This is a genomic window from [Pseudopropionibacterium] massiliense (genome assembly GCF_900607225.1).
Classification (GTDB): Bacteria; Actinomycetota; Actinomycetes; order Propionibacteriales; family Propionibacteriaceae; genus Arachnia; species Arachnia massiliensis.
This window is the reverse complement of the sequence record NZ_LR027842.1, coordinates 1,536,385-1,549,674: the sequence shown is the minus strand read 5'-3', so window position 1 is coordinate 1,549,674 and position 13,290 is coordinate 1,536,385. Positions and strand designations below refer to the sequence as shown.

Genomic DNA, 13,290 nt, shown 5'->3' with positions numbered 1-13,290 from the left:
AGCGTCGTCATCCTAGCAATCCGGCCCGGAATCGTTCCCGGTCAACTCACGAGCCGGATGCCGAGAGCGCTTTCCACTCATCCCACGAGTAGAGCCACACCCCAAGCCCCTCGGAGGGCTCCATCTTTCTCTCGGACCCGGTGAACTCCACGACGTCACCGATGCTGGTGCCCTCGTAGAGCCATCCGGCGTTGTCAGTGCTGAGTCCGACGCAGCCATGGCTGACGTTCGCCTTCCCCTGGGAGGAGACCGACCACGGGGCTGCGTGAATGAACTCGCCCGTCCACGTGACGCGCATGGCGTACTGCACGTCCATGTTGTAGGCCTCGGAGCTGCCCGAGGGAATCGCTATGGTTTCGGAGTCCATCTTCAGACTGTCGTATTTCTCCAGGATCAGTTTCGTGCCGGAGCGGGTGACGAAGTCTTCCTTTCCTGTTGTCGAGGGCAGGGTTTTGACCGTTTCCCCGTTGTCGACGATGGTGGTGGTGTAGTTCGCGATGTCCACCTTGATGACACGTGACACGTCCCTGATGGAGAAAGTTCCGGGAACGTCCTTCTTCAGCCAGGTGTTCTCAGTCGCCTGCACCCCCAGCCATCTCAGATCGAGGGAAATCTTCGTTCCCGGCTTCCAGTACTCCTTCGGCCGGTACAACAGTTCGGTGTCGCTGATCCAGCCCCACGCCCCCTCCTGCGCCGGGGTGACGGTGACTTTGGCGTGTTCCTCGATGGATGCGCGGTACTCCTTCGGGATGGCCCGGCTGAACTTCACGTACGCGGGCATTCCCACACCCATGTTGTCATCCAGGTAGGGCAGTTTGAACGTGGTCTCGGCGGAACCCGGTGAGACCGTCTTGAAGCTGGCCTCCTTCGCCGTGCCGTCGCTGGCAGTGGCGGTGAGCCTGTACTCCGTATTCAGCTCGAGGGCCTTCGAAGGGGTCCAGGCGTCCTTCTCGAAGGTGCCCTCCACCGCACCTCCCGGCCCCGTGACCGTGACGTTGCTGATGGTTCCGTTCTCCAGGCTGAGGGTGACGGGGTCACTGGGCAGGGCGGCGTCCGTCGAGGACGTGATGGTCAGGGCCCCGACCGGTGCGACCGGGGTGGGTGAGGCCTCCTGAGCGGCGGTTTCGGTTCCGGAGGCAGCGGATGTGGTCTCTTGGGAAGAGTCGTGGGGCGTGGGGTTCCCTGGGGAGCAAGCCGGAAGCAGGAGCGTCAACCCCGCCAGGGCGGCGAGCAGGGAGCGGAGGCGCAGGTTCATGATGACAAGGGTACGACCAAGGGCCGTCACAGCAGGACCCTGCATCGTCCACCTGACCTCGATTGGCCTCCTCGCCATTCACCCGCTAAGCTACCCGAGCCGTGTGTTGAACGGTTTCGGGCTGTGGCGCAGTTTGGTAGCGCACTTGACTGGGGGTCAAGGGGTCGCAGGTTCAAATCCTGTCAGCCCGACACTGTCCTGTTCCAGGACATCGGAATGGCCTGAACCTTCATTCTGGAGGTTCAGGTTTTTCTTTGAGCCTATAGGTTGGCAGTCGCGGGCGGGGTCAATGACGAGCTCGCGGATGATCTGACCGGTGTGGGTGTTGATGATGGTGACGTCATGGTCCTGGACGAGCATGGTGACGCAGGTTCCCTTGGAAGGCCGGCCGATGCCGATGTGGTGGAGGCGGCCGTTGAGTCGCAGGGTGATGTTGCCGGTCGTATCGACCCGGTCGGTGCGGATGCGTTGAGATGGGCAGGGCCAGGTGGGACGCTAGTGATTGACCACCCGGCCGTGGTTTCTGAGCCCATGCCCCAGTCCCGGAAGCGTTGCTGATACCCCGAGACACCCTGTGCGCATGTCCTGAACCATCGCGCTGTCAGCCCGGCCATGAGCTCACGCTCAAATCCACGTCACGATGAATCCGTGACGTGGGTTCTTTTGTTTCCGGGGCCACGTTCAAGGACTCGGCGGGCCGGGCCCGGAGTCCCGGCCCGCCGAGCGAGATGGTTCGGTTTCCCACCGAAACAGGGCTCAGACGAGGGCTTCCGCCACGTGCTGGGCCAGCTTGGGAACCGGCACGTAGCGCGTGAGCTGGGTGATGTGCCGGGGCTCGAGCTCGGCAATACTGGAGACACCCAACAGTTTCATGGTACGGACCAGTTCCTCGTGCAGGATCGCGATCGTGCGGTCGACGCCCGCGCGTCCACCGGCCATGAGACCGTACAGGTAGGCGCGACCAATGAGGGTGAAGTCCGCACCCAGCGCCATGCAGGCCGCGATGTCGGCACCGTTCATGATGCCGGTGTCCACCATGACGGCGGCGTCCCTACCGATCTCCTTGACCACGTGTGGCAGCAGGTGGAAGGGCACCGGGGCCCGGTCGAGTTGACGGCCACCGTGGTTGGACAACAGGATGCCGTCCACGCCCGCGTCGACGAGTTTCTTGGCGTCGGTGACGGTCTGCACACCCTTGATGATGATCTTTCCGTTCCACATGCCGCGGATGACATCGAGATCCTGGTGGCTGATGGTGGGGTCCATGGCGGAGTCGAGCAACTCCCCCACCGTGCCGCCCGTGGAGCTGAGGGAAGCGAACTCCAGCTTCGGGGTGGTCAGGAAGTCGAACCACCACCAAGGACGCGGCAGGGCGTCGAGCACGGTTCCCAGGGAGATCTGCGGCGGGATCGAGAAACCGTTGCGCTTGTCACGGAGACGGGCACCCGCGACGGGGGTGTCGACGGTGAACATCAGCGTGTCGAATCCTGCATGTTTGGCCCGCTCCACCAAACCGTAGGAGATCTCCCGCTTGCGCATCACGTAGAGCTGGAACCAGTTCCGGCCCAGCGGGTTGACGGCCTTGACATCCTCGATGGAGGTGGTGCCGAGGGTGGAGAGCGTGAACGGGATGCCAGCGGCCCCGGCCGCTCCCGCCCCCGCGATCTCACCCTCGGTCTGCATCAGGCGGGTGAATCCGGTGGGCGCGATCCCGAACGGCATGGACGACGGTCCGCCGAGGATCTCGCAGGAGGTGTCGACGTCCTCCGCCGGATGGAGGATGTCGGGATGCAGTTCGATGTCCTCGAAGGCGTGACGGGCCCGGGCGAGGGAGATCTCCCCCTCCGCAGCGCCGTCGGTGTAGTCGAAGGCAGCCCTCGGGGTGCGGCGCTTCGCTATCTTCCTCAGGTCCCAGATCGTCAGGGAATCCTGGAGACGCCGCTTCTTGGCGTTCAGGGTTGGCTTCTTGAAGTGCAGCAGGTCGAATATCTCGCTGGGCTTCGGGAACTGGCGCTTGACCATGAAGACCTCTTCCTCGGGGCTGATTGCTCTATCGCGTACGGCCAACGCCCGTCTCGACGTCGCCGTCGGAATTTATGGTACCCAAATATATCGTAATTTCGTCAGGGGGTGTTCGAGCCGCTTCGCGTGTGTGCTGCAATGACCCGCTGGAAACTCTGTCGAGAGGGGACGAACGAGTGATGCCTCCACGGAGTCCCACGCGGGGGTATGGGCCCGGCATCGGGGCGTTACGTTCTGCTGTCCATGATCCGTGACCGCCACAGCGGTGGGCCGGCGAGAAGTTTCCGCATCGCCGGTAGCACCTGCACCTCACTGCACATCCGTGCTCGGCGGCACCGAGACACCTCCGGCAGCAGAGTCGCGATCATGCCACGATCGACTCCTGCCACCGGGGCCGGGCAGGCTGATGGACGCGGGAGTCTTCGTCCAAGAAGGTGGCGTTCATGCAATCATGTCCTCAGGAAATTCCTCGGAAACGGTGATCGGGAAAACCGGGAAGGACTGGGCAATGGCAGTGACACGATCCGTAACCATCGCTCTCACGGGAGTCACGGGGAAGCTCGGCGGGGCCGTGGCGAGTGGGCTGCAGGACCTGGCCCCGCAGCTGAGATTGCTGGTGCGCGACGCCAGCAGGGCGCCCCGGCTCGAAGGGGACGTGGCCGTGACGGAATACGGCGACGCGGAGGCTTCCCGCAGGGCACTGACCGGGGTTGACGTACTCTTCATGGTCTCCGCCGGGGAGAGCCCGGACCGGGTGCGCCAGCACCAGGTCTTCGTGGAGGCAGCTGCCGCTGCGGGGGTCGGACACATCGTCTACACGTCCTTCCTGGCGGCCGCCCCGGACGCCACCTTCACCCTTGCCCGCGACCACTGGTACACCGAGCAGTACATCCGCGAATCGGGCATGGCGTGGACCTTCCTGCGTGACTCGTTCTACCTGGATTTCTTCCCCGGGATCGCGGATGAGCACGGGGTGATGCGCGGCCCTGCCGGTGATGGCCGCGTCGGCGCGGTCGCACGGCAGGACGTGGCACGATCGGCCGCTGCGGTCCTGCGCGACCCGTCGCCCCACGCGAAACGCACCTACGACATGACGGGCCCGGAGGCCCTCTCACTCACGGACATGGCCCGGATCATCGGCGAGGCCCAGGGACGGGAGGTCACCTACCGGGAGGAAACCGTGGAGGAGGCCTACGCCTCGCGCGCCCACTACGGCGCTCCGGCCTGGGAGGTCGACGCCTGGGTCTCCACCTACACCGCGATCGCCTCCGGGGAACTGGACGTGGTCTCCGACAGCGTCCGGACCCTGACCGGGAGATCTCCCCTGAGCATGGCGGAACTTCTCGGACAGGCCGGACGGGTCTGACCCGGAAAGGCCCGGCTCCCGCGGAGCGGGACCGGGAATGTTGTGGAACAGTGGGGCCATGCAGAACCCACTGATCACGGTTCCCCGGCTGGTCGCCCTGCGTCAGCGACGAGACATCACCCTCCTCGACGTCCGGTTCGGGGGGCCGGGAAGCTCGGGTGGCCGGGAACAGTACCTCGCGGGACACATTCCCGGGGCGGTTCTGGTGGACATGGACACGGCACTGGCCTCCCCCGACACCGGCCCGGGCGGCCGGCATCCGCTCCCCCGCCCCGAGGCCTTCGAGGCCGCGATGCGGGCCGCGGGGGTCAGCAACGATCGGACCGTCGTGATCTACGACGACTGGAGGTCCATGGCCGCTGCCCGGGCCTGGTGGCTTCTGCAGCACCACGGACACGGCGGCGCGCTCGTCCTCGACGGCGGCCTCGGGGCCTGGCTGTCCGCCGGTCTCCCGGTGGAGCAGGGGAACGTTTCCCCGGCGCCGGGGAATTTCCGTCTGGGAAACAACCCCTCCTCCGCCGCGCTGGACGCCGACGGGGCGGCCGCCCTGGCCTCGACCGGGGTGCTCCTGGACGCCCGCCCCGAGGACCGCTTCCGGGGCGTCGGTGAAACCGTCGATCCCGTGGCCGGGCACATTCCCGGGGCCCGTTCGCTGCCCGCGCTCGAACTCGCCGACGAACGAGGATTCCTGCTGCCGGCCGGTGAGCTGCGGAAGAGGTTCGAGGCCGCCGGGGCCGGCGAGGGCGGGGTCGGGGTCTACTGCGGCTCCGGTATCCAGGCGGCGCACGTCGCCTTGGCGGCGCTGGTGGCGGGGCTACCGCTCCCGGCCCTCTACCCGGGGTCGTGGAGCGATTGGATCACCGATCCGGCCCGCCCCATAGCCACTGGAGCGTGAACCGCGGGGCGCGTCCCTGGGCATCGAGGCGACAGGATCACGACCGGTCCGGCGGTTCCAGCGCGACCTCGGAACGCAGGCCGGGCGGATCACTGCCGGTTTCTGTGCTTTTCCCGGGCCCGGATCTCCAGGTGGATGGGCGAACCGGTGAAACCGAATTCCTCACGGAGACGGCGTTCGATGAAACGTACGTAGGTGGCGTCGAACCGGCCGCTGGTGAACAACACGAAGGTGGGCGGGCAGTTGTGCGCCTGCGTGCCGAAAAGGATGCGCGGCTGTTTGCCGCCGCGCACCGGGTGCGGATGGGAGGCGGCCAGGCGTCCCAGGAAGGAGTTCAGCCTCCCGGTGGACACGCGTGTCTCCCAACCCTCCGCAGCCTCCTCGATGGCCCTGCTCAGCTTGTCGACGTTGCGTCCCGTCAGTGCCGAGATGTTGACCGTGGGAGCCCACCGGAAAGCGACCAGGTCGCGTTCGATCTCCCGTTCCAGGTAGCGGCGGCGTTCCTCGTCGGTGAGATCCCACTTGTTGAAGGCGATCACCAGCGCCCGTCCCGTCTCCTCGACGTTCGTGAGGATCCTCAGGTCCTGGTCGGTGACCGGGGCTGAGGCGTCGATGACCACCACGCAGACCTCCGCGCGTTCGATGGCGGTCTGGGTGCGCAGACTGGCGTAGAACTCGTGTCCCGAGGCCTCCCTGACGCGCCGCCGGATGCCCGCGGTGTCGATGAGTCGGTACACCTTTCCACCGATCTCGACGATCTCGTCCACGGGATCGACGGTGGTGCCGGAGACATCGGAGACCACCGCCCGCTGCTGCTGGGCCAGTTTGTTCAGCAGCGAGGACTTGCCCACGTTCGGTTTCCCGACGATCGCGACCCGGCGCGGCCCGCCGATCTCGTCGAAATGCTCCCGGGGAGCCTCCGGCAGGACCGCGAGCAGCGCGTCCAGGAGATCACCGGAACCCCGGCCGTGCATGGCCGAGACGGGGTACGGCTCCCCCAATCCCAGGTTCCACATGGTGGCGGCCATGGCCTCGTGACGCTGGTCGTCCACCTTGTTCGCCGCCAGTACCACGGGTTTCCTGGAATGCCTGAGCACCTTGACCACGGCCTCGTCCTCGTCGAGGGTTCCCACGGTGGCGTCGACGACGAACAGCACCGCATCGGCCATCGAGATCGCCAGCTCAGCCTGCTCCGCGATCTGCTGGGCCATGCCCTTGGCGTCCGATACCCAGCCGCCGGTGTCCACCAGTACGAACTCGCGACCATTCCAGTTCGCGTCGTACGAGACGCGGTCGCGTGTGACGCCCGGAACATCCTGCACCACGGCCTCCCGGCGTCCCAGGATGCGGTTGACCAGCGTGGACTTGCCGACGTTCGGACGCCCCACCACCGCCACCACGGGCTTGATCGTGGATTCCTCGCTCATGTTGCGCCTCCTATCGCGGACCGACGCATCATCGTAGCCGCCCTCCCCCAACTTCCGGTGTTCCGCTACACTGGCGACGTCTCGTTCCCGACGAAAGGCCCGGAAATGACAGGCTCGCGGCACCGCTGACCCCGCGTCGCACCGTCGAGCCAGTTTTGCGCTCCGGTCCGGCGCATCCAGCCATTCCCGGGAGCCATCATGCCTTCGTCCATCGTTTTCTCCGGCGTCTCTCACGCCTTCGACCACTCCTCCACGCCCCTGCTGCGCGACCTCGACCTGACCATCCCCGCTGCCCGGGTAGGTGTCGTCGGGCGCAACGGTTCCGGCAAGTCGACCCTGCTGCGGTTGATCGCGGGAGAGCTGCAACCGACCGCGGGCACCATCACGGTTCCCAGCAGGACCGCCCGGCTACCGCAGGACCTCCTGCAACGCGGTGAACGCACCGTCGCCCAGCTCCTCGGGGTCGACGCCAGGCTCCGCGCCCTGCGCGCCATCGAGGCCGGGAGCATCGCGGAATCCGACTTCGAGACCGTCGGGGACGACTGGGACGTCGAGGCCCGTTCGCTCGCCCTGCTCGCCACCCGGGTTCCCGGTCTGCGCGGCGAGAACCTGCTCGACCGCAGGGCCGGAACCCTCTCGGGAGGGGAACTGGTGCTGGTGGCCCTCGCCGGGCTGGAACTGGCCGGGGCGAACACCCTCCTCCTCGACGAACCGACCAACAATCTCGACGCCACCGCCCGGGCCGGGCTGTACGACTGGATCCGGGGATGGCGCGGTGGGCTGGTGGTGGTCAGCCACGACGTGGCCCTGCTCCGCATGATGGAGATGATCGTGGAGATCCACGACGGCACCGCAACCGTGCACGGCGGCAATATCGACGCCTACCGGGAGCAGCTGCGCACCCGGCAGGAGGCCGCCGAGCGGGCCGTCCGGACCGCCGAACAGAAACTGCGGGTCGAGCAGCGGGAGCGGATGCGGGTGCAGGTGGCGACTTCCCGCCAGGACCGCAAGGACCGGCAACGGTTCGCCACGATCCGGCAGGGTCCGCGGCTGTCCGATCCCGAGTCCAAGTCGAGTGCCGAGGGGCGACGGAGCCGGGCGAACAAGCTGGCGGCCCGGAAGGTCGACGAGGCTCGGGACGCGCTTCGAACCGCGGAGAGCTCCGTTCGCCGCGAGCAACGGATCAGCGTCGATCTCCCGGAGCTGAGATCGACGCGGGGCAGAGGACTCGCGGAACTCGCCGGCTCCAACCAGAGCATCCACGTCACCGGTGGGCTGCGGCTGGGACTGGTCGGTGACAACGGCGTGGGGAAGTCGAGACTGCTCGCCCGGATGGTGCGGGAAGCGGTCTCCGGCCGGATCGGTTTCCTCGACCAGCGCCTCGAACTGGACGACGACCTCCCGGTGGTCGAATGCGTCGGGCGGGGCTGCCCGTCGACCCTCCCCCACGAGGTCCGTGCCCGGCTGGCCCGGTTCCTGCTGCGCGGAGACGTGACGCAGCGTCTCGTCGGTGCCCTGTCCGGGGGCGAGCGGTTCCGGGTGGCGCTGGCCCGGGTGCTGCTCGCCGATCCCCCGGTGGAGCTGCTGGTGCTGGACGAACCCACCAACAACCTGGACCTCGAGAGTGTCGATGCCCTGGTGGATGGCCTCACCACCTATTCGGGGGCGCTGGTGGTCGTGAGCCACGACACCGATGTGCTGGGGCGCCTCCGCCTGGATCGTGTGGTGGAGTTGTTGCGCAACGGTGAACTGCACGACCGGGATAGTGTGGAGCCATGACCGCGACCGCACCCGAGTTCCAACCCTGGTGGGTCAGCGCGCGCTCGATCCGCGATGACGTCGCCGAGTGCCTGGAACGTGACGACACCGACATGGCCCTGCGATTGCTCATCGACGGCGTCAACCGCATCCCGGAAGAAGCCGACGACGCCCAGCTGGCCCTCCTGCTGGAGGAACCCTCCAGCATCGGTCCGGTCAGGTGGGACACCCTGCTGGCGGCCCTGATCCGATACCGGTTGCACCGGATTGATCGGGTTCCACCGAGATGGACCTGGAAGAAACCGCTCGACAGGTTCTGGTGGCCCGTTCGCATCAACCCTTCCAAGGGGTACAACGACATGGCTCATTCCCCGGCTGAGCTGTCACGCGTGGGCATCTTCATGGACCGGAGAAGCCTCACATCAGCATGACCAGCTCATCAACCCTCGACCGTGGCACCCTCCTGGGGCTCCTGAGGGAAGTCGGCCAGTTGCTCGTGGAACACGAGGCCACGGCCAGCATCCACGTGATCGGCGGGGCGGCAATGGTTCTTGAATTCGATTCCCGCCGTATGACCCGCGATGTGGATGCCGTGCTGCGTTCGGAAGGTGGGAACTTCTGGAAAGCGATTGCCACAGTTGCCCGCCGCCACGGCCTACCACCCGACTGGCTCAACACCAATGCAGCAGCCTTTCTACCGAACGATGAGGACGAGAACGCGTCGGAGTTGAATTTTCCTGGGCTGACCGTTTCGGTCGCCTCCGCCGAGCACCTCATGGCCATGAAGCTCAGGGCCATGAGGGACCGCGACATCGCGGATCTGATGATCCTGTTCGGGCACCTCGGGATAGAGACCCCGGAGCAGGCCGCCGCGATCCACGACCGGCTGTTTGACGAGAGCGCCATCGGATATGTGCCCGAGAGCGAGGTGCTGTACGCGGCGGAACTGGTGCTGGCCCGGATTCAGCAGTCCTGAGCCGCGTTCTCCACGACGTGGAAAGCCGGTTCCTCGTAGGGGTGCGCCTGCCGCAGGGCCGCGACGACGGTGGCGCGCAGGCGCCTCGGGAAGGTGACCTCCACCCGGTTCTCCGCAACCATTTCCAGATCACCCACCTTCCCGATGGCGGGGTCGGCACCCTCCAGGGGACGGAACCGGCCCGTTCCCGCCGCCACGAAGGCACAGGAGTCGTAGTTTCCGATGTGCCCGGCCCCGGCGGCGAACAGGGCCTCCAGCACGTGATCGGTGTCCGGGACGGGCAGGTAGAACACGAGGACGTCGAGGGGTTCACGCATCGGGCACCAGCTTCAGGATCTCCGCGACGACATCATCGAGGCCCAGGTGCGTGGAGTCGACGACGCTCACCCCGCAGGCCGCCTCGGTGAAGTTGGAGACCGTGGAGTCGTCACGGTCCCGCCTGAGGATCGAATCCGTCACCATGGCCCGGTCCGTCCGGGTTCCCAGTTCTGCGGCGCGTCTTTCGACACGTGTCTCCGGCTCGGCTGTGAGCAGCACCCGCACCTCGGCGTCGGGGGCCACGACCGTGGTGATGTCGCGTCCCTCCACGACGATGCGGCGGCCGTGTTCCGCGATGATCCGGCGCATGCGCTCGGTCAGCACCCGGCGCACCTCCGGGACGACGGCCACCGTCGAGACGATCGCGGAGATTCCCGGTTCCCTGATCTCCTCGGTGACGTCACGACCGTTGATGCACACACGGGGCGCATCCGGGTCCGTGACCATTCGCAGGTCCGCCGCTCTCGTCAGCTCCCCGATCCCGGTTTCGTCGGTGCGTTCCAGGCCCTGCCGGGCGAATTCGCAGGCCACGGCCCGGTACATGGCTCCCGTGTCGAGGTAGGCGAGCCTCAGCTTCCGCGCAACCAGTTTCGCGGTCGAGGACTTCCCCACCCCGCTCGGCCCGTCAATCGCAATCACCAGGTCGCCCATCAGATTCCCTCCCGGTCCAACCAGGCCCGCCAGCCGCGCGATTCCAGGTCTTCCTGGAACCGTTCGGCCTGGGGGCGTTCCACGGAGATGGACAGGTAGCCCACCTCGCGCACCGCGTCGTGGGTCAGTTCGAAGTCCTCCACATTGAACCCGAGATCGCCGACGTCACCGAACAGCCGGGTCAGCGCGCGCGGCTCGTCGGGGATCTCGACGGTGACCGCCGCGAGTTCCTTCGGTGCCTGCCCGTGTTTGCCGCGCAACGCCATGGCACCGTGCTGCCCGAGGGCCAGGAAGGCCTCGAGGGGCTCGCCCTGGTCGAGCACCTCGATCAGGTAGTCGAGGTCCGCGGCCACCTCGTTCAGTTCCTTCCGGATGGCCGCGGAGTTGGTCGTGATGATTTGCCGCCACAGTCCCGGGTCGGAACCGGCGATGCGCGTCACGTCCCGGATTCCCTGCCCCGCCAGGACCAGGTTCTCCCCCGGCACCCCGCGCAGGTGCGAGGCGGTGAGGATGCTCATCAGGTGTGGCACGTGGCTGACCTGGGCGACGGCCTCGTCGTGGAGCTCCGCGTCGAGTTCCACCACGCGTGCCCCGCAGAGGCGGGCCAGCCGGTGGACCAGGTCCACGTCCTCGGGAGCGTTGCCGGCCTGCGGGGTGATCACCCAGGTGCGGTCCACGAACAGGTCGGCGGATGCGGTCAGGGGGCCGGTGAGCTGGGAACCGGCCATCGGGTGGCTGGGCACGTACCGCTCGGGATGGTCACTGGCGGCCGTCACGGCTCGGACGATGGAGGATTTCACCGATCCGACGTCGGTGACCACGGCCTCCGGGTGGCGTTTCAGCATCCGCGTCACGACCCCTGCGATCGTCGCCGGGGGTGAGGCCACCACGACGACGTCGACCGGTTCGTCGTCCGGGGCGATCCGTCCCGCCCCCAGCCCGGCGGCGACCCTGGCGTGCGAGGCGTTCAGGTCCTCAAGCAGGACATCGGCCCCGCCTCTGGTCAGGGCCATTCCGAGCGAGGAACCGACCAGGCCGGTCCCGACGATCCTCACCCTCATCGGCCCGGCTCCGGCATGTTCAGTGGGCGCGGCCCCTGGTAGTCGGGTCCGTAGGCCCCCGGGGCGGGCCGCCGTTTGCGGATCGGCGCGTTGACCCCGGGGGCCAGGCGGCGGGAGAACACCAGGAAACCGGTGTGGGCTGAAGTTCCGTGACCGGGACGGATCGCCAGGCCCTCGGCGTGCCAGTCGCGCACCGTCGTCTCGGTCGCGGTCGGTTCGGTGAAACCACCATGGGCGCGGAAGGTGTCCATCACCCGGCCTAGCTGCGTGGTCGTCGCGACGTAGCAGCAGAGCACCCCACCCGGGATGAGCCGCTCCCCCACCGCATCCACGCACTCCCAGGGGGCCAGCATGTCCAGGACTGCGCGATCCACGGGTTCATCCGCGATCACCTCCACCAGGTCACCCACGGTCAGTTCCCACGCGGGGTGTTCCCCGCCGATGAAGTTCTTCACGTTCCTGCGGGCGACGTCGGCGAACTGCTGCCGGCGTTCGTAGGAGTGCAGCTTCCCGCCGGGGCCGATGGCACGCAGCAACGCCAACGACAGGGCCCCCGCCCCGCCCCCCGCCTCCAGGACCCTGGCCCCGGGAAAGATGTCGGTCCACATCACGATCTGAGCGGCGTCCTTCGGATAGACGACCGCCGCTTCCCGGGGCATCGCGACCATGTACTCGTTGAGCAGGGGCCGCAGCGCCAGGTACTCGGTACCGCCCGCGGAGCGCACCGTCACACCATCGGGGCCGCCGATCAGGTCGTCGTGCCTGATCGCCCCCTTCGTGGTGTGCCAGACGGCTCCCTCCTTCAGCACCACTGATTTCCTGCGTCCCTTGGGATCGGTCAGTGTCACCCGCTCCCCCACCACGAGCGGTCCGGTACGGACCCCCGACAGATTCACCACCGGCTCCTCCAGATCTCCTCCAGACCCGCGAAATCCAGACCCGTCAAGCCGCCTTCACGTATCACTCTGCGAGGCGCCGGACCCGGGCTGCCGAGCAGAGGTACCGCCAGGACCACCGCCCCCGTCGCGGAGGCCGCATCGGTTCCCGGCACCGAGTCCTCGATGATGACGACCTCGTCCGGTTCCACGCGCAGGTGTCTCATGGCCTGGAGGTAGCCCTCCGGATCCGGTTTGAGGCGTTGCACGTCATCCGCGTCCACGATGACGTCGAATTCAGGTACGGCCCTGGCGATCACCGACATGATCCGTTTGTTGCTGGAGGTGCACATGCCACACGGGATCCCGTGGGCGCGAATATCGGCGAGCAGTTCGCGAGCCCCGGGCAGGAAAGGGACATCGCCGGCCTCGAAGCGGGCACAGACCCGTGCGTGCAGTTCCTCGCTGACCTGCTCAGGAGTGATGGCGCCCGAGCAGGACTCGGAGATCCGCTGCGCCGTGACAGCCGCGGGCTCCCCGATCTGGGCCTTGAACTGTTCCTCGGGCCAGGACACGCCGTGACGCGCGAGCAGTTCCTTCTCGTACTCGATCCACATCGGTTCCGAATCGACCAGGGTGCCGTCAAAGTCCCACAGCACCGCACGCAGTCGTCGCTGTCTCATGGT

Annotated in this window: 14 protein-coding genes and 1 tRNA gene; 6 read left to right on the top strand and 9 right to left on the bottom strand. The window is 67.1% G+C overall.

What is annotated here, in order from left to right; translation table 11 throughout:
* Positions 1-46: 46 nt before the first annotated feature.
* On the bottom strand, positions 47-1,255 hold the full coding sequence (locus E0E39_RS06835) for a L,D-transpeptidase (RefSeq protein WP_165444672.1): 1,209 nt from the start codon (positions 1,253-1,255) through the stop codon (positions 47-49).
* 117 nt (positions 1,256-1,372) lie between these two features.
* Between E0E39_RS06835 and E0E39_RS06830 the strand changes: the two genes are divergently transcribed.
* Positions 1,373-1,446, top strand: a tRNA-Pro gene (locus tag E0E39_RS06830).
* On the opposite strand, the gene E0E39_RS15735 is transcribed toward E0E39_RS06830, so the two are convergent.
* Positions 1,412-1,615: a hypothetical protein gene (locus E0E39_RS15735; RefSeq protein ID WP_165444671.1), complete on the bottom strand. Its 204-nt coding sequence runs from the start codon at positions 1,613-1,615 to the stop codon at positions 1,412-1,414. The two genes, E0E39_RS06830 and E0E39_RS15735, sit on opposite strands and share 35 nt — an antisense overlap.
* Before the next feature lie 396 nt (positions 1,616-2,011).
* Positions 2,012-3,277 carry an alpha-hydroxy acid oxidase gene (locus E0E39_RS06825; protein ID WP_130874067.1) on the bottom strand — a complete coding sequence of 422 codons (1,266 nt, stop codon included), beginning with the start codon at positions 3,275-3,277 and terminating at the stop codon, positions 2,012-2,014.
* A gap of 508 nt (positions 3,278-3,785) precedes the next feature.
* Here E0E39_RS06825 and E0E39_RS06820 point away from each other — a divergent pair.
* Both E0E39_RS06820 and E0E39_RS06815 read left to right on the top strand, forming a co-directional pair.
* Entirely contained in the window at positions 3,786-4,643 is an 858-nt protein-coding gene (locus tag E0E39_RS06820) for an SDR family oxidoreductase (RefSeq protein WP_130874066.1), read from the top strand.
* A gap of 58 nt (positions 4,644-4,701) precedes the next feature.
* Entirely contained in the window at positions 4,702-5,538 is an 837-nt protein-coding gene (locus E0E39_RS06815) for a sulfurtransferase (RefSeq protein WP_130874065.1), read from the top strand.
* Between the two features lie 89 nt (positions 5,539-5,627).
* On the opposite strand, the gene der is transcribed toward E0E39_RS06815, so the two are convergent.
* Positions 5,628-7,016, bottom strand: a complete 1,389-nt coding sequence (gene der / locus E0E39_RS06810) for a ribosome biogenesis GTPase Der (protein ID WP_281275615.1) — start codon at positions 7,014-7,016, stop codon at positions 5,628-5,630.
* 147 nt (positions 7,017-7,163) lie between these two features.
* On the opposite strand from der, the gene E0E39_RS06805 reads away from it, so the two are divergent.
* The 3 genes from E0E39_RS06805 to E0E39_RS06795 are packed head-to-tail and all read left to right on the top strand — an operon-like array spanning position 7,164 to position 9,699.
* Positions 7,164-8,744, top strand: a complete 1,581-nt coding sequence (locus E0E39_RS06805) for an ABC-F family ATP-binding cassette domain-containing protein (protein ID WP_130874063.1) — start codon at positions 7,164-7,166, stop codon at positions 8,742-8,744.
* Positions 8,741-9,154, top strand: a complete 414-nt coding sequence (locus E0E39_RS06800; protein ID WP_130874062.1) for a hypothetical protein — start codon at positions 8,741-8,743, stop codon at positions 9,152-9,154. The genes E0E39_RS06805 and E0E39_RS06800 overlap by 4 nt, the downstream gene beginning before the upstream one ends.
* Complete coding sequence (locus tag E0E39_RS06795) at positions 9,151-9,699, top strand: DUF6036 family nucleotidyltransferase (protein WP_130874061.1); 549 nt, start codon at positions 9,151-9,153, stop codon at positions 9,697-9,699. The genes E0E39_RS06800 and E0E39_RS06795 overlap by 4 nt, the downstream gene beginning before the upstream one ends.
* Here E0E39_RS06795 and E0E39_RS06790 read toward each other — a convergent pair.
* Genes E0E39_RS06790 through E0E39_RS06770 form a run of 5 tightly spaced genes read right to left on the bottom strand, consistent with a single transcriptional unit; the run spans position 9,687 to position 13,287 of the window.
* A complete protein-coding gene (locus tag E0E39_RS06790; protein WP_130874060.1) occupies positions 9,687-10,016 on the bottom strand; it encodes a YqfO family protein in 330 nt (109 codons plus the stop codon). The two genes, E0E39_RS06795 and E0E39_RS06790, sit on opposite strands and share 13 nt — an antisense overlap.
* The gene (gene cmk / locus E0E39_RS06785; protein ID WP_130874059.1) at positions 10,009-10,668 is read right to left on the bottom strand and encodes a (d)CMP kinase; all 660 of its coding nucleotides are present in this window, start codon (positions 10,666-10,668) and stop codon (positions 10,009-10,011) included. The genes E0E39_RS06790 and cmk overlap by 8 nt, the downstream gene beginning before the upstream one ends.
* Positions 10,668-11,729, bottom strand: coding sequence for a prephenate dehydrogenase (locus tag E0E39_RS06780; RefSeq protein ID WP_130874058.1), 1,062 nt, complete (start codon positions 11,727-11,729; stop codon positions 10,668-10,670). The genes cmk and E0E39_RS06780 overlap by 1 nt, the downstream gene beginning before the upstream one ends.
* Positions 11,726-12,625 (bottom strand): tRNA (adenine-N1)-methyltransferase, encoded by a 900-nt coding sequence (locus tag E0E39_RS06775; RefSeq protein ID WP_130874057.1) that lies wholly within the window; start codon positions 12,623-12,625, stop codon positions 11,726-11,728. The genes E0E39_RS06780 and E0E39_RS06775 overlap by 4 nt, the downstream gene beginning before the upstream one ends.
* Positions 12,622-13,287: an HAD family hydrolase gene (locus tag E0E39_RS06770; protein ID WP_130874056.1), complete on the bottom strand. Its 666-nt coding sequence runs from the start codon at positions 13,285-13,287 to the stop codon at positions 12,622-12,624. Before E0E39_RS06770 ends, E0E39_RS06775 begins: the two co-directional genes overlap by 4 nt.
* Between the last annotated feature and the right edge of the window lie 3 nt (positions 13,288-13,290).

Excerpts from the sequence above, each read along its gene's own strand:
- E0E39_RS06795 (WP_130874061.1), top strand. The coding sequence starts at position 9,151 with ATGACCAGCTCATCAACCCTCGACCGTGGCACCCTCCTGGGGCTCCTG.
- E0E39_RS06805 (WP_130874063.1), top strand. The coding sequence starts at position 7,164 with ATGCCTTCGTCCATCGTTTTCTCCGGCGTCTCTCACGCCTTCGACCAC.
- E0E39_RS06770 (WP_130874056.1), bottom strand. The coding sequence starts at position 13,287 with ATGAGACAGCGACGACTGCGTGCGGTGCTGTGGGACTTTGACGGCACC.
- E0E39_RS15735 (WP_165444671.1), bottom strand. The coding sequence starts at position 1,615 with ATGCTCGTCCAGGACCATGACGTCACCATCATCAACACCCACACCGGT.
- E0E39_RS06780 (WP_130874058.1), bottom strand. The coding sequence starts at position 11,729 with ATGAGGGTGAGGATCGTCGGGACCGGCCTGGTCGGTTCCTCGCTCGGA.
- E0E39_RS06800 (WP_130874062.1), top strand. The coding sequence starts at position 8,741 with ATGACCGCGACCGCACCCGAGTTCCAACCCTGGTGGGTCAGCGCGCGC.
- E0E39_RS06835 (WP_165444672.1), bottom strand. The coding sequence starts at position 1,255 with ATGAACCTGCGCCTCCGCTCCCTGCTCGCCGCCCTGGCGGGGTTGACG.
- E0E39_RS06820 (WP_130874066.1), top strand. The coding sequence starts at position 3,786 with ATGGCAGTGACACGATCCGTAACCATCGCTCTCACGGGAGTCACGGGG.
- E0E39_RS06815 (WP_130874065.1), top strand. The coding sequence starts at position 4,702 with ATGCAGAACCCACTGATCACGGTTCCCCGGCTGGTCGCCCTGCGTCAG.
- cmk (WP_130874059.1), bottom strand. The coding sequence starts at position 10,668 with ATGGGCGACCTGGTGATTGCGATTGACGGGCCGAGCGGGGTGGGGAAG.
- E0E39_RS06790 (WP_130874060.1), bottom strand. The coding sequence starts at position 10,016 with ATGCGTGAACCCCTCGACGTCCTCGTGTTCTACCTGCCCGTCCCGGAC.
- E0E39_RS06825 (WP_130874067.1), bottom strand. The coding sequence starts at position 3,277 with ATGGTCAAGCGCCAGTTCCCGAAGCCCAGCGAGATATTCGACCTGCTG.